19 protein-coding genes and 1 riboswitch are annotated in these 20838 nt (G+C 44.6%); of the genes, 14 read left to right on the forward strand and 5 right to left on the reverse strand.

The annotated features are described in order from the left end of the window. Positions 1 to 177 precede the first annotated feature (177 nt). On the reverse strand, positions 178 to 756 hold the full coding sequence (locus TY49_RS16640; protein ID WP_041967032.1) for a YqaA family protein: 579 nt from the start codon (positions 754 to 756) through the stop codon (positions 178 to 180). 221 nt (positions 757 to 977) lie between these two features. Between TY49_RS16640 and TY49_RS16645 the strand changes: the two genes are divergently transcribed. Then, positions 978 to 1832: a sulfite exporter TauE/SafE family protein gene (locus TY49_RS16645; protein ID WP_041967033.1), complete on the forward strand. Its 855-nt coding sequence runs from the start codon at positions 978 to 980 to the stop codon at positions 1830 to 1832. Positions 1833 to 2157: 325 nt separating this feature from the next. Here TY49_RS16645 and TY49_RS16650 read toward each other — a convergent pair whose 3' ends face one another. Continuing rightward, positions 2158 to 3015, reverse strand: a complete 858-nt coding sequence (locus tag TY49_RS16650) for a GNAT family N-acetyltransferase (protein ID WP_041967034.1) — start codon at positions 3013 to 3015, stop codon at positions 2158 to 2160. Beyond that, positions 3012 to 4199, reverse strand: a complete 1188-nt coding sequence (locus TY49_RS16655; protein WP_041967035.1) for an FtsW/RodA/SpoVE family cell cycle protein — start codon at positions 4197 to 4199, stop codon at positions 3012 to 3014. The genes TY49_RS16650 and TY49_RS16655 overlap by 4 nt, the downstream gene beginning before the upstream one ends. Positions 4200 to 4491: 292 nt before the next feature. Here TY49_RS16655 and TY49_RS16660 point away from each other — a divergent pair, with 292 nt between their 5' ends. The 5 genes from TY49_RS16660 (at position 4492) to TY49_RS16680 (ending at position 9705) form a co-directional block, all read left to right on the forward strand. Further along, on the forward strand, positions 4492 to 5274 hold the full coding sequence (locus TY49_RS16660) for a hypothetical protein (RefSeq protein WP_369390265.1): 783 nt from the start codon (positions 4492 to 4494) through the stop codon (positions 5272 to 5274). Between the two features lie 259 nt (positions 5275 to 5533). After that, positions 5534 to 5714: riboswitch (cobalamin riboswitch) on the forward strand. A gap of 132 nt (positions 5715 to 5846) precedes the next feature. Beyond that, positions 5847 to 6803, forward strand: a complete 957-nt coding sequence (locus tag TY49_RS16665) for an ABC transporter substrate-binding protein (protein ID WP_041967059.1) — start codon at positions 5847 to 5849, stop codon at positions 6801 to 6803. Then, positions 6769 to 7830, forward strand: coding sequence for a FecCD family ABC transporter permease (locus tag TY49_RS16670; protein WP_041967037.1), 1062 nt, complete (start codon positions 6769 to 6771; stop codon positions 7828 to 7830). The genes TY49_RS16665 and TY49_RS16670 overlap by 35 nt, the downstream gene beginning before the upstream one ends. Continuing rightward, positions 7827 to 9269 (forward strand): heme ABC transporter ATP-binding protein, encoded by a 1443-nt coding sequence (locus TY49_RS16675; protein ID WP_041967038.1) that lies wholly within the window; start codon positions 7827 to 7829, stop codon positions 9267 to 9269. Before TY49_RS16670 ends, TY49_RS16675 begins: the two co-directional genes overlap by 4 nt. Positions 9270 to 9321: 52 nt before the next feature. Further along, entirely contained in the window at positions 9322 to 9705 is a 384-nt protein-coding gene (locus TY49_RS16680; RefSeq protein ID WP_041967039.1) for a VOC family protein, read from the forward strand. A gap of 336 nt (positions 9706 to 10041) precedes the next feature. On the opposite strand, the gene TY49_RS16685 is transcribed toward TY49_RS16680, so the two are convergent. After that, on the reverse strand, positions 10042 to 11319 hold the full coding sequence (locus TY49_RS16685) for an MFS transporter (protein WP_041967040.1): 1278 nt from the start codon (positions 11317 to 11319) through the stop codon (positions 10042 to 10044). Positions 11320 to 11586: 267 nt separating this feature from the next. Between TY49_RS16685 and TY49_RS16690 the strand changes: the two genes are divergently transcribed. The 7 genes from TY49_RS16690 to cshA all read left to right on the forward strand — a co-directional run bounded on the left by TY49_RS16690 (position 11587) and on the right by cshA (position 19371). Continuing rightward, positions 11587 to 13059, forward strand: a complete 1473-nt coding sequence (locus TY49_RS16690) for a SulP family inorganic anion transporter (RefSeq protein ID WP_041967060.1) — start codon at positions 11587 to 11589, stop codon at positions 13057 to 13059. A 91-nt stretch (positions 13060 to 13150) separates the two neighbouring features. Beyond that, positions 13151 to 13570, forward strand: a complete 420-nt coding sequence (locus TY49_RS16695) for a universal stress protein (RefSeq protein WP_041967041.1) — start codon at positions 13151 to 13153, stop codon at positions 13568 to 13570. A 598-nt stretch (positions 13571 to 14168) separates the two neighbouring features. After that, on the forward strand, positions 14169 to 15251 hold the full coding sequence (locus TY49_RS16700; RefSeq protein WP_041967042.1) for a D-alanine--D-alanine ligase: 1083 nt from the start codon (positions 14169 to 14171) through the stop codon (positions 15249 to 15251). A gap of 72 nt (positions 15252 to 15323) precedes the next feature. Then, the gene (locus tag TY49_RS16705) at positions 15324 to 16703 is read left to right on the forward strand and encodes a UDP-N-acetylmuramoyl-tripeptide--D-alanyl-D-alanine ligase (protein ID WP_041967043.1); all 1380 of its coding nucleotides are present in this window, start codon (positions 15324 to 15326) and stop codon (positions 16701 to 16703) included. Positions 16704 to 16849: 146 nt separating this feature from the next. Beyond that, on the forward strand, positions 16850 to 17560 hold the full coding sequence (locus TY49_RS16710; protein ID WP_041967044.1) for an alpha/beta hydrolase: 711 nt from the start codon (positions 16850 to 16852) through the stop codon (positions 17558 to 17560). A gap of 112 nt (positions 17561 to 17672) precedes the next feature. Continuing rightward, positions 17673 to 17858, forward strand: a complete 186-nt coding sequence (locus tag TY49_RS24745) for a hypothetical protein (protein WP_156972710.1) — start codon at positions 17673 to 17675, stop codon at positions 17856 to 17858. A gap of 28 nt (positions 17859 to 17886) precedes the next feature. Continuing rightward, positions 17887 to 19371, forward strand: coding sequence for a degradosome RNA helicase CshA (cshA, locus tag TY49_RS16715; protein ID WP_041967045.1), 1485 nt, complete (start codon positions 17887 to 17889; stop codon positions 19369 to 19371). A gap of 292 nt (positions 19372 to 19663) precedes the next feature. On the opposite strand, the gene TY49_RS24750 is transcribed toward cshA, so the two are convergent. Beyond that, positions 19664 to 19810: a hypothetical protein gene (locus TY49_RS24750; RefSeq protein WP_156972711.1), complete on the reverse strand. Its 147-nt coding sequence runs from the start codon at positions 19808 to 19810 to the stop codon at positions 19664 to 19666. A gap of 47 nt (positions 19811 to 19857) precedes the next feature. Here TY49_RS24750 and uvsE point away from each other — a divergent pair, with 47 nt between their 5' ends. Beyond that, positions 19858 to 20823: a UV DNA damage repair endonuclease UvsE gene (gene uvsE, locus TY49_RS16720; protein ID WP_041967046.1), complete on the forward strand. Its 966-nt coding sequence runs from the start codon at positions 19858 to 19860 to the stop codon at positions 20821 to 20823. Positions 20824 to 20838: the final 15 nt, after the last annotated feature.

The raw sequence follows: 20838 nt of genomic DNA on the forward strand, positions 1-20838 counted from the left end.
ATGTAAACAAAGTAAGGAACATCGTCTAATGGGAGTGTTGAGTTTAGAGACAATTGATATAAAAAAAGAGAAGAGGGAAGGGCTGTACAGATTTTAAAGAAGTCTTCGATTTTGTGTGATTGATTTAAGAGTGGCTATAAATAATAAAAAACCGGGCAATCAGCCCGGTTTTCATTGTTATGCTTTTTTTGATCTTTTTAAATATGCGTAAATCAGGTATCCGAAAATCACGACGACACCTAAAATGATCGTGAGCATCGCGAAGTTTTCTTCAATGAATGGCATTGCTTTATCACCTAGAGCAACGATGATCGCTGCTTCAAGGAAGAAGCGCAGACCTCGTCCGATGATGGACCAGATGATTAGTGTTGGAATCTTCACATTGGAGATTCCGGAAAAAATCGTGAACACTTTGTATGGGATTGGAGTGAATCCAGCTATTAAAATCGCCATCGCGCCGTACTTTTCGAAGTACCCTTCAACTAGGGCGATTTTCTCTTCTTTTATAAAATAACGCAGAATTGGTCGGCCAACTTTTTTACCGATGTACCAGCCAAGCAGGGCACCGAGTACGGAACCTGTTGTTGTGATGAATGCATACCAGAGTGCCTTGTCGGGATTGGCGATACCCATTGGGATCATCAAGACATCAGGTGGGATCGGGAAAAAGGAAGATTCCAGGAAAGACACGAAGAATAGTCCCCAGGAACCAAATTCAAGCAGCCATTCTTCAAACGCATGTATCCATTCAGACATGAAACAGTATCTCCTTTAAGTTGTTATAGGAAGGCCGCAAAATGAGCCTAGTAAAAAGTATACCATGTTTAATTCTGCTAGAGCCAACTATTTCAGCAATGAGCTGATCGCATTTGCCGGCGGTTATCAGAGGCCGCAGATAAATGAAAAGTCACGATTATTTATTTTTAGGCTAAAAGTGGTAATCTATTAACGAACTCGATTAAAAGAGGGAGTTGTCTATGGAATACATAATCTATTTGCTGCTCGGCGGCTTAATCAGTGTCCTCTCTGGATTTTTCGGGGTGGGCGGTGGGTTTATCCTGACGCCCATATTACTGTTGATAGGATTTTCGCCGCTTGAAGCAATCACGACAAGTTTGTTTTTCACAGTGGGTACATCCATTTCGGGAATTACAGCACATATCCGCCTAAAGAATATCCTCTGGAAAGAGGGATTGATCATGGGAGCAAGTGGTATTGTCGCGACGCAGCTGGCGAGACCGCTTGTGTATGCTCTTGAAGCGCGTGGGTGGGATGAATTCGTCATTCCGTTCCTCTATATAATACTGCTCACTTATTTTGCAATAAAAATGATTCGCCAGGGCAAGAAGTCAGACGACGGGATTCTTACCCCAACTTCTTTTTCGGTGCCAAAGTTAATGGCCGTGGGCTTTGTCGGCGGTTTTGTCTCGGCAACACTGGGAGTAGGCGGCGGGTTCATCATCGTACCGCTTATCATTACTTCGCTGGGCTTCAATCCGAAAAAGGCAGTCGGAACGAGTCTTTTTGCTGTACTGTTGATCGTCTCAGTAGGGTTCATCTCATATGCGATCAATACGGATATCAATTATTTAATCGGTCTGATGCTGATTGCCGGTACGCTATTCGGCTCCCATTTCGGAGCAAGAATGACTGGTTATTTTGAAAACAGGGAAATGAACGGAATGCTAGGTATCCTTTATCTTGTCACACTGGCAGGAGCAGTTCTGAAGCTGTTTGATCTGAATAAAATGGGCCTTTGGATCATGGGTATATTCATAGTGTATTTTTTTGTAAAGTCATTACTTAAAACCAGGGTAATGAAAAAAGGCTGAGCAGCTCAGCCTTTTTTCTGGTTAACCAGGAATTTATAAAATTATTGAGTTGTGAATAACTCCATGTAGTTTTTTTAATCCAGCTCCAGCGCCTAGCACCTCGAGTCGCTTGTCCAGCTGCGGCTCCTAACTCCTCGAGACGCTTGTCCAGCTGCGGCTCCTAATTCCTCGAGACGCTTCGGTCCTGCCAATGAAGTCAAAGAACGACTTCACCGCTCGGCCCTCCGTGGCACACGATGTGCTAGACCCGCCAGCCACAGGACGTGGCGTTATTAGGCGGGCAGCGCTTGTCGGGGCTGAACGGGGCGCTTGCGCTTTTTGTTCTTTAAGCCTCCGAGGTGAATGGATGTTTTATGAATCTAGGAAGCTCCATTCCTGGTCTCGTTTTTACAAATAAAGCTCCATCTCTTTTAAAAGGACACCGCTGAAACTGGAGGTCTCTGTAATCAGGTGTGAAGTGGAATTCGATACAGTCTGTTTCCCCAAAGCCAGCAACAATGTTTTTGATATTAATAGTTGCTGTACTGATAACATCGTACAGCTGGACAACGCGGTTTTCCATTGTGAAAATTACAACTGCGTCTTCTTCTGCATGGTAGTAGAGATGATCAGGAAAAACATTCAGGATATGGTACATCGTAATCCCGGACGAATTGGCAGTCGAAAAGGTTTTTGAAACCGGCACTCGTTCGTAAACTGTTTTTTCAATGAGGTCCAGGTCATCTGCCAACTCGAGTTTCCTAAGTTCGAACCCGCCTTGGCCAGCAGATATCTTTGCGGCATACTGATACTCCTCAACCTCTTCAAATCCGAATTTCGGATAAAAGTCGAGCACACGATCATTCGCGAACAGGTACATAAAATCATACTTTCCCTGATACACGTCCAAAACATGGTTCATCAGACTTGCTGACAGGCCTTTGTTCCGATATTCAGGATGAGTCATAACGGTGCCAATCTGCAGTGCTTTATAGCTTTTTCCTTCAATAATAAAATCGAGCTCGTTTACAGAGACATTGGCAACGATCATGTCGCCATCGGCATAGGAGAAAGGGATATATCGTTCGTCCCAATATCCATGTTCATGCCAGCTTTTAAAATTCAGTCCGAAAATGTCAGCCGCTAGCTGGATAAAACTATTCCTCAAAGCTTCACTCTGACGGTAATCGCTTACTAGCTTCATATATCAAAACTCCTGTCTTTCGAAGCAAACATGTATGTTTTATGATGGAACCGGATTCCGTAGATCAACCCCATCGCGAGCATATTGCCCATAAGCGAGCTGCCGCCGTAACTGATGAATGGCAGCGGAATCCCGGTAATCGGCAGCAGCTGGATCGTCATCCCGATATTCTGGAAGACGTGAAAGGTGATCATGCTGATGACGCCCGCGCTAATGTAAGTATTGAAGGGGTCATTCGTATCCAGGGCGGTTTTTGTCAAATGGTAGATTAACAGGAAGTAAATGCCGATGACAAAGCTGCCGCCCGCAAAGCCAAATTCCTCGCCGATCACACTGAAGATGAAGTCCGTATGGCTTTCGGGAATGTAGACTTCACTGCCCTTCAGGCCTTTCCCTGTAAGCATACCGGAACCAATGGCACTGAGGGATTTTTGCAGATGGTAGCCATATTCAGGGTAGCTCTCTGGGTCAAGCCAGGCATAAATGCGCCCGAACTGATACGTTTTTACACCTAGGTATTCTTTTAGGATTTCCGGTTTCCAGATCACGAGATACAATATGCCTGCTCCAAGTGCCGCACCTCCGCCATAAAGGGGCAGGATGATTTTCCAGGTGATACCTGATACAAGGATGATTCCGGTGAAAATCGCAAGCACGACGAGAGAGGTTCCCAGGTCTGGCTGGAGCATGATCATTCCAAGTGGCAAGGCGGTTATGAAGCCAAGCTTGATGAAAAGCAGGAAGTCAGTCTGAAGTGTTTTTCTTGTATGCCTTTTATGGTGGGCATAGATCGTGCTGCTAAGGGCAAGAATCAGAAAGACTTTCATGAATTCTGAAGGCTGAATCGAACCGAATGGCTCGATGAAAAACCAGCTTTTTGCGCCATTCCTTTCCTCGGCTATGCTGGAAGGAGCGAAAAACAGGAAGATGAGCAGGAAGACTCCGAAACCGTACAAATACCAGCTGAGCTTGCGATACTGTTCGCTGTCGAACATCATCACAACTCCAATGATCCCCGACCCAACCACGTACCAAAAGATTTGTTTGTATAAAAAGTTCTGTCCAACATATTGGCCTGTTCTCTGTGCGCTGTAAATCGCGAAGCAGCTTGTCAGAAAGAACAACAATAAAAGGAGCGTCAATGTCCAATCAAACCGATCAAATTTTTTAATAGGCTTCTCCATTTGCTACACCCTGTCTCAATCCGTTTTTACAATATTATGCTAGCAGAGTTGAATTATCCTTACAATCCCTACTCAGGTAACATTTTCCTATGCAAGTAATAGACGATTGAAAAGGGAGAATAGTTTCTGCTGTAATAGGGATTCTTTTAACGTGTTGGTACAAATAATAATTATGTTTTTGAAGAGTCAGAATAAGATATTTTCATGTGTTTTTGTTAGAATAGAAGGAGTGTTATTTGTACGGAGTCAGAGTTCGCTGGCGATCATGCAGCTGAGAATATTCCGGGAGGTTGTGCCTTTGAAAAAGAACCATCCTTATAGCAGGGATTTACTATATGTCCATTTGAACGAACGGGACCAGTACGTGCTCTCGCATGGTATGGAATTCCATGAATTCGCGAGGTCATTGTCTGATTCGCTTAACCATCTGCTGCTGTTGAAGCATCGCTATGAGGATGGGGAGTTCAATAGACATACCTTATTTGAATATGTACCTGAAGACAGCGTCGAAAAGTTGGTCGCCGCAAATGTCCATGCATACGGGGATTTTTGCTGGATCGATTTTGAGGAAGTGGAAGCACTGAATGTGATGACGGCCCAGGAGATTGCCGAGCTACTTTATCTTGGCCACATCAAGCATCATTTGAAGCAACCATTTTATAACCAGCTCAATAATCGCTTTGTTTACCTTTCCCATGAGGATGGCTGGTTCAACAAAATATATTACCGCAACTTCAATGATTTTTTCCGGATGCTTGGAACGGTTCTTTCTGGCAAGCTAGGGGAAATGAAACCAGAAAAAACTCTGCTGGGGATCAGGAAAAAGAAGTCCTATCCAGCCGTCAGCAAGGAGATTCTGAAATCATTGACACCTGCGATGAAGGAAGGTGCGGTTTTTTCGCTGAAAAATATCCAGCAAAACCGCAACAGAATTGAAATACCGATTTGGATTATCGGAGATTTTGCCAACATGGATGATATGCATGATGAATATAAAGAAGCAAGTCGCAGCAATCCGGATGGCAGGCTTGTCTTTGATAAAAAAGTGAAAGAATGGAGTCTGCTTGCCAAATAAAGCTGTTTTCGGAAAGATTGTTGTTAAAATCCTAAAACCGATTTTAACGTAATAAATACTCAGTTTGTAGGTCGGTATTAAGTGTGCAAGCTCTTTTCTCATAATAGGCTAAAATCTTTATGAAGAAACATGGTCATTTAATCCTATTCTGTAGTCAATAGCAACAAAGTTTGAGAAAAGAGCTTCCAATAAAGTCGAAAAAGCAAAATTTTTGGAGCAATTTTTGGCAAATCGTGTATAATTGGATTTAGCGGAAAATTACATATCGAAATGAACGGGTGTCTTTTTAAACAAGACTTAATAGGGAAGTTGGTGAAAATCCAACGCGGTCCCGCCACTGTAAATGGGAGCAAGCTGCAACGGCCACTGTACAAATGTATGGGAAGGCGCAGCGAGCATTGACCATGAGCCAGGAGACCTGCCTGTCCATTGCACCAACAAACCTACGAGGATAGGGAGGTGCCGACAGGCTCTATGTCTTTTTTATGATAAAGTACATTTGCTTACTCGGACATCTCCCCTTCAGGTGGAGATGTTTTTTGTTTTTTATTGAAAATATGGAGGAGAAGCAAATGAAAAAAATATTATTGTTGATAATGGCCGCAGCCATGATCCTGGTAGGCTGCGGTACTGAGGCACAACCTGAAAAGAATGCAGGCGAAAAAACCGCGCAGGAGCAAAAGTCGGGTTTCCCGGTCACTGTAACAGATGCGCTTGATGAAGAAGTTGTCATTGAAGAAAAGCCAGAAAAGATCATTTCCCTGATTCCGAGCAACACGGAGATTATATACGCACTTGACAGCGGTGATGCGATTGTCGGCGTCACAGATTTCGACAATTACCCAGAGGAAGCAATGTCGAAGGAAAAAATCGGCGGGATGGAATTCAATATAGAGAAAATAATTTCTCTGAAGCCAGACCTCGTTCTTGCTCCTGGATCAACAGTGGACACTGTAAAAGAAGGTCTTCAGCAATTGAAGGACGCAGGAATTGATGTTGTTGTTGTGAACGATGCGCAGTCATTTGAAGAAGTGTATCAATCAATCGAAATGATTGGCCAGGCAATTGGCGAGCAGGAAAAGGCAGATGAACTTATTGAAAATATGAAAAACAGTTTTGCGGAACTGAAGAAGAAAGCAGAGGCAATTAAACCAGAAGAGCAGAAGTCAGTATTTGTCGAGGTCTCTCCTGCACCGGAAATCTACACAGCAGGCAAAAATACTTTCATTAATGAGATGCTGGAGTTGATTGGCGCCAAGAATGCTGCCGGCGATATGGATGGCTGGCTAAAGGTTGACCCAGAAGCAATCGTCGAGCGTAATCCCGATGTTATTGTGACAACCTATGGTTACTACACAGAAAAGCCGATCGAGCAGGTTCTTGCGCGGCAAGGCTGGAATAATGTAAAAGCGGTCAAGGACCAGCAGGTATTCGATGTCCACTCTGACCTCGTAACCCGTTCTGGCCCAAGGCTCGCTGAAGGAGCAGAGGAGCTTGCAAAAGCCATTTATCCGGACGTTTTTAAATAATAAAGGATTAGCATATATCATTTCGACAGCATTTTTGATCATTTCAATGCTGTTGGGCATATCGATCGGAACGGTTTCCATCCCTGTACCCGCTATTATTGAAATTATTGGTGCTGAGATTTTCCGCTTTCAGGGACAGGGAATCGATTCGATGCATGAAAGCATAGTTATGGATATCAGGCTGCCGCGCGTTTTGCTGGCAGGACTCGTCGGTGCGTCCCTGGCAATTGCCGGTGCGGCGTTCCAGGGACTGCTCCGTAACCCACTGGCTGACCCATATACACTGGGGATTTCTTCAGGGGCCTCAATCGGCGCAGTCATCACGTTGTTTTTTGGAATCTCATTGCCGTTAGTTGGGGCATTCACCTTGCCGGTGCTGAGCATTTTGTTCGCATTCGCAACCGTGCTGTTTGTTCTATTTTTTGCCCGGAGAGTCGACAGGCTGCTCAGGGTTGAGACGATTATATTGACTGGAATCATTTTAAGTTCATTTCTTGGATCATTCATTTCATTGATGATCGCCCTATCTGGCGAGGAACTGCGGCAAATCATTGGCTGGCTGCTTGGCAGTGTCTCGATGCGCGGATGGGAATACATCAAAATTATTTTCCCTTTCTTTATTATTGGTTTGGTGATTTTACTAGCAAATACCAGGGAGTTAAATGCAATGTCCTTCGGTGAGGAACGGGCGCAGCACCTTGGTGTCAATGTCGAACGCCGCAAGCTGCTGATTTTATTGTCTGGGTCTCTTTTAACAGGTTCAGCGGTCGCGGTATCAGGGACAATCGGCTTTGTCGGCCTCGTCATCCCGCATCTGACAAGGACCGTCTGGGGACCGGATCATCGACATTTGCTGCCGCTATCCGTTTTGATTGGCAGCGGCTTCCTGATTCTTGCCGACCTTGTATCGAGGACAATTATCGCGCCATCAGAATTACCGATCGGCGTGATCACAGCCTTGATCGGAGCTCCGATTTTTGCATTGATTTTAATGAGAAATCGTAAGGAAAGAAGTGCTGGCCAATGATTACAGTGAAGAATTTGACAGGCGGATATGCAGGCGGAGAGGTGTTGAAGGGAATCTCCTTTGAGGTTTGCGAGGGGGAGTTATTTGGAATCCTTGGCCCCAATGGCAGCGGAAAAACAACGCTTTTAAAAATGATCAGCGGAGCTCTGAATTTCAGAGAAGGTTCTATCGACGTGGAAGGGCGTCCGTTGACACAATACTCGCCAAAGCAGCTTGCAAGGATGATGGCTGTCCTGCCTCAGCACGGTGAACAGGCCTTTCCTTATTCGGTAAAAGAAACCGTTTCACTCGGGCGCTATGCACACCAGAAAGGCTGGTTCAATAGCTGGCATGATGAGGATGAACAGATTGTCCAGAAGGTGATGGAACAGACAGGGATAACTCGCCTTCAGGATAAATCGATCGTGGAATTGTCCGGCGGTGAAAAACAGCGGGTATTTCTCGCGCAGGCGCTGGCTCAGCAGCCCAGGATCCTCTTGCTTGATGAGCCGACGAACCACCTTGACCTCAGTTTCCAAAAGGAACTGCTCGACCTACTGAAAAAGTGGGCAGCGGAAGAGGAATTGACGGTTGTCTCGATTTTTCATGACTTGAATCTGGCTTCATTATATTGTGACAGGCTGCTGTTGATGGAAAATGGTGAAGTTTTGATAGTTGACACTCCTGCAGAGGTATTAAAGGAAGAAAGAATTAAAAAAGTCTATAAAACTCAGATCAAAAACCATCCGCACCCGGAAATTGCCAAGCCGCAATTGCTGCTGGTTCCCGAAGCGGACGGCGGTCATGATGCTGATTTTAAAATAGATGCCAGATTTCTTGATGTAGGACAGGACAGGATTGTCCTGCAGTCACCGATGAACTTGAGGACGATGTCTTCCGGAATCACCGGTGCCGGGATTGGCTGGCATAGTTCGTTCGTGCACAGAGTTGTACCGATGGAATATGACTGCAGCGACCATAAGGCGGAAATGGCTGAGTATTTGCAGGAGAATGGCTTCCTGCCAAGCGAGACGGTTGGGATGATGACAGCTGTTCCTGCAGAGACAGCATCATACCAGCTGTTTGAGGATGGCGACCTTTCCATTTTTATCATTGTCTCTGCCGGGAATACTCATCGTGACAGACCGCGGAATATCAATACATGGCTATTCATTAATGGCAAGATTTCCGAGGAGGCTTTTATCCAGAGCGCAATGACTGCGGCAGAAGCGAAAATAAGCGTTTTGAATGAGCTTGAGGGAAGCGGGGCTGGAAGCGCTGGACAGTCAGCTGGCATTTCGACAGACAGCATATGCATCGCCGCAATCCAGCAGGGGGAGTCGATTGCTTATGCCGGCACTGCCACCCCGCTCGGCAAGCTGATCAGTGAAGGAATTTATACTTGCACGAAGGAAGCGATATTGAAGTATAGATCCAGTAAAGCAGCATTCAAGCATTAAATGAAGGAATTACATCGTTTAGTCTCGAATTCTTGTTTAAGAGGTGATGATGATGGAATTGAAAATGGGGTATGTCATTTTATATGTCGCTGATTTGGAAAAAACAAAGCATTTTTACGGTGAGTTGCTTGGCCTGAAACTTCGTAATGAATTTGGCACCTATATTGAGTACGAAACCGGTAACACGGTGCTGTCGATGAACACACGAGAAAGCGGCCGCGAGATTACAAACCTGCCGATTCCAGATGAAGTCAGGAATGAGCAAACCTTTGAGCTCGGATTCGTAACAGAGGATGTTGCAGGCACAGTGGAAAAACTGCGTTCAGCAGGTGTCCCGATCCTGCTCGAGCCAACAGAGAAACCATGGGGCCAGGTTGTTGCCTACGCAGCTGATCCAGATGGGCACTACATAGAAATCTGTACTCCGATTGGGTAAAACAAAGTCCTGCAGCTTATTGAGCTTGCAGGACTTTGTTTGTAATTGATCTCTTTATGCCGGGAAGAAACTGAAACCCCAGAAAAGGTTCCATGTAAGCCTTAAATGAGGTAGGAATCGCTGAAAAGGTCCTATAGAAAGATTCTATATGCCCAAAGGAGGTTAAAACCCTCGAAAAGGTCCTATAGAAAAGCTCTATAAGCCCGAATGAGGTTTCAACTGCCGAAAAGGTCTTATAGAAAGATTCTATGAGCCCAAAAGAGGTTTCAAGCACCGAAAAGGTTCCATAGAAGCTCTTTCTCCTGTACACAATCCTGGGTCAAGCTCAAAACATAACTAAGCTGCTTCCTTCACCGGTTTCTTCGCAAGTAGTGAGGCTATCATCCCCAACACTGGAAGCACAATGGACATCAGCAGAATTTCTTCATACCCGCCGAAATAATCGTAGGCGAGCCCGAATGGCAATGGCCCCAACGCTGAACCAAGCACGGTGACGGTCATCGCCGAACCTTTGATACTGCCAAGCGATTTTCGTCCGAAGAAGCTCGGCCAGACGTAGTTCAAGGTAATCCTTTCAAATCCGCCGCTGATTCCCCATAATACCCCGAATGCAATCGCGATGGCTGTTTGATCAGCTGCCAGCAGCACGAGTATGAAAATGATCTCCCCTGTAAAAATCCCTGCGAGCACGTATTGCACTTTTACGCGGTCAAGTAATGGTCCTGCAATCAGAGTTACCGGAAAACCGATTAAAGCCATCAAACTTAACACAAGTGCGGCAATCGCAGGAGAAATCCCGTTTGTTTTAAAAATAGAGATTAGGTGGAAAGTCAGCCCAGTGTTGACGAGGGACGGAATTCCGACACAAAACAGCAACAGCCAGTAGGCTCGTGTTTTAACTGCCTCCTGGACCGTCCAATTCACCTCTTCAAAAGGCTTGATTGTTCTGTTAGGATCAGCAGGATCGTTTGCCCAATCAGGCTTCACTCCATCAGGATATTCGCCGATATCCTCCGGTTTGTTTCTAATTAAAAAATAGGCCAGCGGAACAAAAACGACGAGAAGCAGGACTCCCCATACCTTCCAAGAAAAACTCCAGCCCCACGTCGCAACAAGCCAGGCATTTAATGGCGGTAGTGCAGCTGAGCTGGCAAATCCGCCGATGGCCATCAGGCTCATCGCCTTCCCTCGTTTTGTGATGAACCATTGTGGGACTAAGGTGTTTGGTATCAGGCTCATCGATCCCTGGCCTAGGACCCTTATCAGGAAAAAGCCGATGAACAGCATCGCGGTGTTAACGACCATACTGTTCCAGAAGCTGGCCAGCGCCAGCCCGATGCCAACAATAACTGACATTTTTCTTTGTCCCCATTTATCAACGAAGCGGCCGACAAAGAACATGCAAATCCCGGCAGCGAGGGTCGCAAGTGAATAGACCGCCGATACATGCGAGCGGCTCCAGCCGAAATCTTTTATGTAAGAGTCAATAAAGACGGATACCGAGTACGTTTGTCCTGGTCCTGAAAAAAACACACCCATTCCAGCGATGAAAACGATGACCCAGCCGTAGTAGAAATTCGTCTTAAATGGTGCTGAAGAACCTGATGTATTCATGTGAAAACCTCCCAAACCATCATAACAAAATTATGCTTTTAAAAGCTTACAAGACGCAGGGCAGAAATAGTGACTTTACATTATAAGGTTTCTATTGTACCTATATGAAAAACGTAGATATCAATCGATATCTGGAGAAAAACATGAAATACAGCGCTTACAATGCTGGTTGCTCATTTTGATAAATATGTTATGATAAATCCTGTTTTTATCGGACCCGGCTTGCTTGAGAGTAGGAAGCCACAAAAACTATTAAGGGGTGTTTACTTGAATACTAATACAATTAAAGAACAATGGTTTGGCAACGTCAAAGGAGATATCCTTGCAGGAATCGTCGTTGCGCTTGCTTTGATTCCTGAAGCAATCGCCTTTTCGATTATTGCTGGTGTTGACCCAATGGTAGGACTTTACGCATCATTCGCTATTGCTGTGACAATCGCGATTGTCGGCGGCCGTCCTGGCATGATTTCAGCAGCGACCGGTGCGATGGCGCTGCTGATGGTGACGCTTGTTGCTGATCATGGTTTGCAATATTTAATGGCAGCTACGATTTTGACAGGTCTCCTGCAGATTCTGTTTGGTGTGTTTAAATTAGCGAGGTTCATGAAGTTCATTCCGCGTTCCGTTATGATTGGCTTCGTTAACGCACTTGCAATTTTGATTTTCATGGCACAGCTTGAGCAGTTTGTAGACGCAACATGGGTAATGTATGCAATGGTAGCAGGCGCGCTTGCGATCATTTATCTCTTCCCGCGTATTACTAAGGCTGTTCCGTCCCCGCTTGTGGCGATTATCGTCATTACGGTGTTAGCACTTATGACAAAGAGTGATGTAAGAACAGTTGGCGATATGGGGAATCTGACTTCAGCATTGCCAACATTTTTGATTCCAAATGTACCTTTTAACCTTGAAACGTTAAAAATTATTTTCCCTTACTCATTGGCTTTGGCGATTGTCGGCTTGCTTGAATCATTGCTGACCGCTTCGATCGTCGATGATATGACTGATACTTCTAGTGATAAAAACAAAGAAAGCCGCGGCCAGGGTATTGCGAATATCGTTGCTGGATTATTCGGCGGTATGGCAGGCTGCGCAATGATTGGACAGTCTGTAATTAACGTTAAATCTGGCGGCCGAGGCAGATTGTCTGCTCTTGTCGCAGGTACTTTCTTGATGTTCCTGATTATTGTTTTAGGTAATATTGTTGTCCAAATCCCAATGGCTGCCCTGGTTGGGGTCATGATCATGGTATCGATTGGAACATTTGATTGGTCATCAATCAAAGGCATGGCAAAGACTCCTGTTACAGATTCAATTGTCATGGTTGTCACAACGGTAACAACAGTTTTCACCCATGACCTATCAAAAGGTGTATTTGCCGGAATCATCTTGAGCGCGATTTTCTTCGTAGCGAAAATCTCCAAGGTTAAAATCACATCAACATTCGATGTAGCAATGAGTCGCCGTACGTATTTTGTAACTGGACAAGTATTCTTCGCTTCAGTAACGGATTTGGTTGAATCCTTCGATTTGAAAGAATCAGCCAAAGAAGTCGTAATCGACCTGACACATGCCCATGTTTGGGATGACTCAGCCGTTGCGGCAATTGATAAAATCGTCATTAAATTAAGAGAGAATGGAACATTGGTCCGCTTGCACGGCCTGAATGAACCAAGTTCACACTTGATTGACAAGCTAGCCGTCCACAAACAGGAAGGTGCCAAGCTGTCCGGACATTAAAACGTAAAATATATTTTGGGAAAGCACGTTGACGAATCAGCGTGCTTTCTTTATATAATTAGATAATGGAAATAAATGTAGGGGGAATTTGATGTTTAAGAGGATCTTGTTAGCTTCTGATGGTTCTGACCATTCAGTGCGCGCGGCAAAAAAAGCAGTAGAATTAGCGAAGCTTACCGGCGATAGTGAAATAACAGTAGTTTATGTTGTCGATGGACAGACATCCAAGGAAGATGTCCTTCACAATACAGACCGAACAGTGGTCGAAGAGAAAAGAAAAATCAGGCTCCAACCGGTTACAAACATGCTTGAAGAGGCAAGCTTGAACTTCAGGTATGAAAAATTGCTCGGTGAACCAGGACCGTCAATTGTCGACTATGCCAACAAAAATCAATTTGATGTCGTCGTCCTCGGAAGCCGGGGGTTGAATGGCCTGCAGGAAATGGTTCTTGGCAGCGTCAGCCATAAAGTCGCTAAGCGAGTAAAAGCACCTGTTCTAATTGTAAAATAAGATAGCTAACTATAAGTCGTATAATCAGCAGTCAGATCATTTCAATGATTTGACTGCTTTTTTTCGGCTGATTACTTCGGAAAGCAGTATAATTTGCCTGTAAAAAATGTTTAAAGATAAAATTTGAGTGGAACTATTGGTTAAATCCTGGCGCGGGAAATTTTTTATAGCGAAATTTTAAATTTTATAGCGAAAATTTATTTTTATAGCGAAAATCCAGATATTATAGCGAAAAAATACTTATTATAGCGAAAATCCAAATATAATAGCGAATTGGAAATAAATCTCGATTTTTCCCAGTTTAAAAACCGGGCGCTCAGCCAGGCATTATTTTTTAACAGACTCACTTATTCACAGAATTATAAATTAATTCATATGGTAAATTAGGCGCTGAAATTGGGTTGATTGCCTATAGAAGGCTTTTGAAAGAGAAATTATTCAGCAGATGCCAACTTTTAACTCCAAGCAGGTTTCATGCTGTTAAAACAGGAAATAGTATAGCTGGAGAGCAAATATTAAATATTTATAACAATTCCTTAATTAAAAAATAAAGTGGTAAAATAATAAACGGATTGAATTTTATTGGAGGTCTATTTTTATGAAGACAAGAATCGGGCTGCTGTACGGCGGCAAATCGGCTGAACATAAAGTATCGATGCAGACAGCATTGGCTGTGACGAAGGCATTGGATTTTGAAAAATTCGAGATTTATCCTATATACATAACGGAGGAGGGAGAGTGGGTCAAGGGTCCTCAGCTGGGTGCTCCTGCAGAGAATGTAAAGGCACTTGAGTTTTCCGATAACTCGAACCTGCCTACTCCTTCATTTACACCGGCATTATTCCAGGCGGGCGGTGCAGAATCCGGGAAGACTCTTGATGTCATCTTCCCATTGCTTCACGGACCGAACGGCGAGGATGGAACAGTACAAGGCTTGCTTGAATTATTGAACCTCCCATATGTCGGCAATGGCGTTCTTGCCTCAGCAGCAGGCATGGATAAAATCGTCATGAAAAATGTGTTCGCACAGGCGGGCCTACCTCAGGTTGACTATGTGTCCGCGCTTAGAACCGAATGGGAAAAGGACAGTGAAAAAGTTTACGCCCAAGTAGAAGAAAGACTTGGCTACCCTTGCTTTGTAAAGCCTGCAAATCTTGGATCCAGCGTAGGAATCAGCAAGGCTTCCAACAAGCAGGAGCTTGAGGAAGCGTTCAAAGAGGCCTTCCAATTCGACCGTAAAATTATCATTGAACAGGGTGTCGTCGCACGTGAGATCGAAATCGGCGTACTGGGCAACGATGAACCAGAATGCTCGGTAGTTGGCGAGATCGTCCCTAAGAAGGATTTCTATGATTACAAAGCGAAGTATGAAGATGGCGATACAGCAATGATCATCCCTGCTGAAATCACAGATCAGCAATATGCTGATCTAAAAGAAATGGCAATTACTGCTTTCAAGGCACTGGATTGTTCAGGTCTCGTCCGTGCAGATTTCTTCCTCACAAAGGATGGCCAGCTGCTGATCAATGAAGTTAATACAATGCCTGGCTTCACGCCATTCAGCATGTTTCCGCTATTGTGGAAGCATACCGGCGTAGAATATCCGCAGTTAATCGAAAAGCTGGTGAACCTTGGAATACAGCGCCACGCTGAAAAACAGAAGATCAAGTATACTTTCTAAAATATAAATCATCCAGGGAGACACGGCAGCCATAGGCATGGCCGTGTCCCTTTATTTCGGGAGGATATTAGCATGATTCAAAAACCTTTATCAGAGATCGCCCAAATGGCAAGTGCGTTGAATGATGTAAGCAAATTTGCTGATGTAATCGTCAAGGGCGTTTCAATCGACACTCGTAAAATTGAAGCAGGGAATTTGTTTGTTCCTTTTAAGGGCGAGCGGACAGATGGACATAACTTTGTGGCTGATGTCATCCAGAATGGCGGAGCTTCGGCAGCATTATGGCAAAAGGATGTTCCGAATCCGCCGGAGGATTTGCCGATCATCATTGTCGAAGACACAACAACCGCCTTGCAGGAGCTGGCAAGAAGCTACCGCAACTCGCTGGATATCAAGGTTGTCGGCATTACAGGCAGCAATGGGAAAACGACGACGAAAGACATGACAGCAAACTTGCTTGCGCAAAAGTACAAGGTGCAAAAGACCGAGGGGAACTTCAATAACCACCTGGGCCTTCCGCTGACGCTTCTTCGCTTGCGTGAAGATACAGAGGTTGCCGTGCTTGAAATGGGTATGAGCAGCAAAGGTGAGATTGAATTTTTAACGAAAATGGGCCGGCCAGATGCCGTGATCATCACGAATATCGGTGAATCTCATCTGCTTGATCTTGGTTCAAGGGAAGCGATTGCTGATGCTAAGCTTGAAATCATCGAAGGTCTTCAGGAAAACGGACTGATTATATTCCATGGGGACGAGCCGCTTTTGCTAGAACGACTGAAGGATTATACAGGTAATGGTCAGCTGAAAACCTTTGGGGCAAGCAAGGATAATGACCTTTATCCGGTCAGCATCGAGTCGGTCGAAAATGGTAACAAATTCAAGACGAATGCCGGTGATGAAACCTTCTATCTGCCGGTACTTGGCAACCATAATATTCTGAATGCACTGGCAGCGATGCTTGCGGCTGAGTTCCTGGGCGTTCCTTTTGAAAAAATGAATGCCGGCTTGGCGAGCCTAAAGCTGACGAATATGAGAATGGAGATTTCTGAAGGCGCTCATGGTGAAAAGATCATAAATGATGCCTACAATGCGAGTCCGACATCCATGAAAGCGGCAATCGACCTCGTAGCCAATCTGTCAGGCTACAATCGCAAAATTCTTGTGCTCGGTGACATGCTTGAGCTTGGGCCCCTGGAGGAAGAGTATCATTACAAGCTTGGCTCTTCCATCGATGCCGGAAAAATTGATTATGTATTCACATTTGGCAAGCTGAGCGAAGCCATCACCAAAGGGGCAATAGAAGTTCTGGGCGACGACAGAGCATTTTCCTTCCAGGATAAACAGCAGCTGAGCAATGAACTGAAGAAATACGTAACAGGTGAAACAATCGTCCTTGTAAAAGGTTCTCGTGGCATGGCGCTTGAAGAAGTCGTCCATGCATTGCAGAAATAAAAGACCGCAACAAGATGTCCTGCAAGCAAGGGCATCTTGTTGCATTTAACAGTATGATTACAAAAGGCTATATTCAGGAAAAATCGGGTTAAATGATTTAAAATGGGGAAAGATTAAATACGAGAAAAACTAATGGGTGATTGGTTATGATAGGTTGTCTGTTAATACATGGTTTTACCGGTTCACCGTTCGAAGTGGAACCACTTGCCCAGTCCTTGAGGAAGAGGGCCGATTGGAAAATAGTTGTTCCAACACTGCCTGGCCATGGCGATGAGCTCAGATTGAAGGGAATTAAGCATAATGAATGGCTCGACCATGCCGAGAATGAACTTAAGGCGCTATTGAAAGAGTGTGACACCGTGTATGTTGTCGGATTCTCGATGGGCGGGCTGATTGCCAGCTATCTCGCCTCGAATTATCGGGTTGACAAGCTTGTCCTGCTTAGTGCGGCTGCTTATTATGTAAATCCAAAACAGCTTGCTTCTGACATCAAGGAAATGATGAGGGACACGGTAAAAGGAAAATTAAAAGAAAATGAGTTATTCAAGCGTTACACAAGAAAAATCAAAGAAACACCCATGACCGCTACCTTGCAGTTTCGCAGGCTTGTGAGCAAAACCAAGCCTATTCTCAACGATGTGAAAGTGCCTACATTGATCGCACAAGGCGAGAGTGACGGCATCGTCCCTCCGAAAAGCGCCCATTACTTATATGAAAATATTGGCGCTGAAGAAAAACGGCTGATTTTTTATAAGAACTCCAAACATCTGATCTGTCATTGTGATGAAAAAGAACACTTATTTAACGAGGTATATGATTTCTTGACTTCTAAACCGATAGAAGAAATCAGAAGCTGAAGCAATTATTCAAAATTGCTTTTCCTTCCTAAAGATGGTATCATGAATATTGAGTGTCTAACTGAGAAAATCCTTTAAGCGGACATACTCCCGTGATGGAGAATGTCTTTTTTTGTCTAATATTTCAGGTTCTGTGCTTCAGCGTGTTGTAATTGCTGATTCAGCCCTGCTTAAAACACAAGGTGCGAACACCTATTTCGCCGTAAAGGTACGACAAACTAACCAGAATCAGAAATGGTTTGGATCCTTAAACAGCCACTTAAATAAACGATGCATCGAAAGAACCGGTGCGGGATAAATGTGAATATAAAGGAGAATGAGCAAAGTTGACAATGTTTCAAGACATGGGCATTAGCCCCGCAACATTAAAAGCTGTAAAGAATATGGGTTTTGAGGAAGCAACTCCAATTCAAGCAGAGACGATTCCAATCAGCCTTTTGAATAAAGATGTGATTGGCCAGGCGCAGACAGGTACAGGTAAGACTGCTGCTTTCGGTATTCCTTTAGTGGAAAAAATCAAGAAAGAAAACCATAACATTCAAGGAATCATCATCGCGCCAACTCGTGAATTAGCAATCCAGGTTTCCGAGGAATTATATAAAATCGGTGCTGGCAAGAGACTGGGCGTTCTTGCAATCTACGGTGGCCAGGATATCAATCGCCAAATCCGTGCATTGAAAAAAGGGCCTCACATCATCGTCGGAACTCCAGGACGACTTCTTGACCATATCAACAGAAAAACAATCCGTCTTGATACTGTAGAGACAGTCATCCTTGACGAAGCAGATGAAATGCTGAACATGGGCTTCATCGAAGATATCGAAGCAATCCTTGCAAAAATCCCTAGCGAACGCCAGACATTATTGTTCTCGGCAACAATGCCAGGACCGATCCGCAAGATCGCTGAGCGCTTCATGAAGGATCCGGAAGTTGTTCGTGTCAAAGCGAAGGAAATGACAGTTCCTTTAATCGAGCAATACTATGTTGAAGTACAGGAGAAGAACAAGTTCGATGTTCTTACACGACTTCTTGATATCCAATCTCCAGAATTGGCAATCATCTTCGGACGCACGAAGCGCCGTGTTGATGAGCTTGCTGAAGCATTGAACCTTCGCGGCTACACTGCTGAAGGAATCCACGGCGACCTTACTCAGGCAAAGCGTATGTCTGTTTTAAGAAAGTTCAAGGAAGGTTCAATCGACGTGCTAGTTGCGACAGACGTGGCGGCTCGTGGACTTGATATTTCTGGTGTAACTCACGTTTATAACTTCGATATCCCACAAGACCCTGAAAGCTATGTACACCGTATCGGGCGTACTGGCCGTGCAGGTAAAGAGGGTATGGCAATCACGTTTGTCACACAGAGAGAGACTTCTTACCTTCATGTAGTGGAAAAAACGACTAAACGCCGCATGGAAAAAATGACTGCTCCAACCGTTGACCAAGCGCTTGAAGGCCAGCAAAGAGCAGTTGTTGACAAGATTACTCAAACAATCGAGTCAAATAACCTTCAATACTACCGCCAGGCAGCGGATGAGCTATTGAAAAACCATGATGCTCAAACAGTCGTTGCTTCAGTATTGAAAATGCTGACTAAAGAGCCTGATACAACTCCTGTTAAGCTTACTGAGGAAAAGCCTCTTCCAAACAGAAGAGACAAGAAACCTCAAGGAGACCGCAGAAGATTCGATAACAGAGGCAGCGATGGACGCAATAAAAAGCCTTACAAGCCACGCTCTGGAACGAAACGCACAGGCGGCGGTGGCGGCAGCAGAGAAGGCGGCAGCTACAAATCAAGATCATCACGCTAAAATAAACCACCCCCCCCCCGGTTTTTAACAAAACCGGGGTTTTTTTATGGGATTTTTTACTGAAAGCTGAACTTCTTACATGCATTAAGCATTTAAATGAATCATTTTTCATCCAAAATCACTAAATTTAGCTGTCATAGCGGCTTCGCATCAACCGAATGGTGAATACGCAGCTGTTATTTGGGATAATTCGACCACATTTCAGGATTATTCGACCACATTCCGAAATAATTCGACCACATTCCAGGATAATTCGACCACATTCCAAGATAATTCGACCATATTCCAAAATTTATCGACCACATGTCAGGATATCGATCACTTTTTTGAATTTATCGACCATCAATCGGGATATATCGACCACTTTTTCGAATATATCGACCGCATTTAACAATATATCGACCAACTCCATTTGAGCAGTAATTTTGCCAGTCTCCATCCCTCGAAACTGGGCATACTACCAATAAAAACGGGGGGGTGGCTGAAATGACAATCGTCAGGCTTGGTTATGTGGCGATGAGCGAGGAACTGAAGAATGCTTCTCCGTCTCAAACGATGACGTTTAAGCAATTCCAGGGAATCAAAGACAGGGATGCGGCCATTAATAAGCTGGAGAGAATCGCGGTGTCCAATCTTGAGAACTGCCTGCGCCTTTTAAGGCACAGCAAAGCGAACGAGATTCACTTTTTCCGGCTGAGCTCGAGGTTGATTCCTCTTGCAAATCATGAAGAGCTTTCAGACTGGAAGTATATGCGTGCGTTAAAAGAACCTTTAAAGGATATAGCGGATTTTTTACAGGAAAATCCGATGCGTGTTGATTTTCACCCGGATCATTTTGTCCTGCTGAATACGTTGAAAACTGAGACGTTGAACAATTCAATCAAGACGCTTGCGATGCATCATGCATTATTGAAGGGGATGGAAATCGACCCCGAGCATCGATGTGTCCTCCATGTTGGCGGCGTTTATGAGAATCGGGAAAAAGCGCTGGAGCAATTCATCCATAATTGGGGACTGGTTTCAACAAGGCTGCAAGACATGATCATCCTTGAAAATGATGATACATCGTTCACGCTACACGATACGCTTTACCTTTGTGAAAAGCTTGGGATTCCTCTGGTTTTCGATTATCACCATCACCTGGCCCATCATGAAAACATAAACTGGCAGGAGCAATGGGGGCGGATTGTCGGGACATGGGAGAACTCGAAGTTGCCGGTGAAAATGCATATTTCAAGTCCGCGTTCGGAAAAAGAGTTCCGGGCGCACGCTGAATATGTGGATGCGTACATGTTCATGGATTTTCTTAACGGCATAAAAGGTTCCATACCGGAAATACACTGCATGATTGAAGCGAAAAAGAAGGATCTTGCCCTGTTCAAGCTGGTTGAGGATCTAAATCAAATGCCTGAAGTAGAAGCCATTGACGGCAGCAGCTTCCTAGTAAAATAATCGGGTCTCTCATAT

The organism is Mesobacillus selenatarsenatis SF-1 (genome assembly GCF_000813125.1).
GTDB classification, from domain to species: Bacteria; Bacillota; Bacilli; order Bacillales; family Cytobacillaceae; genus Mesobacillus; species Mesobacillus selenatarsenatis.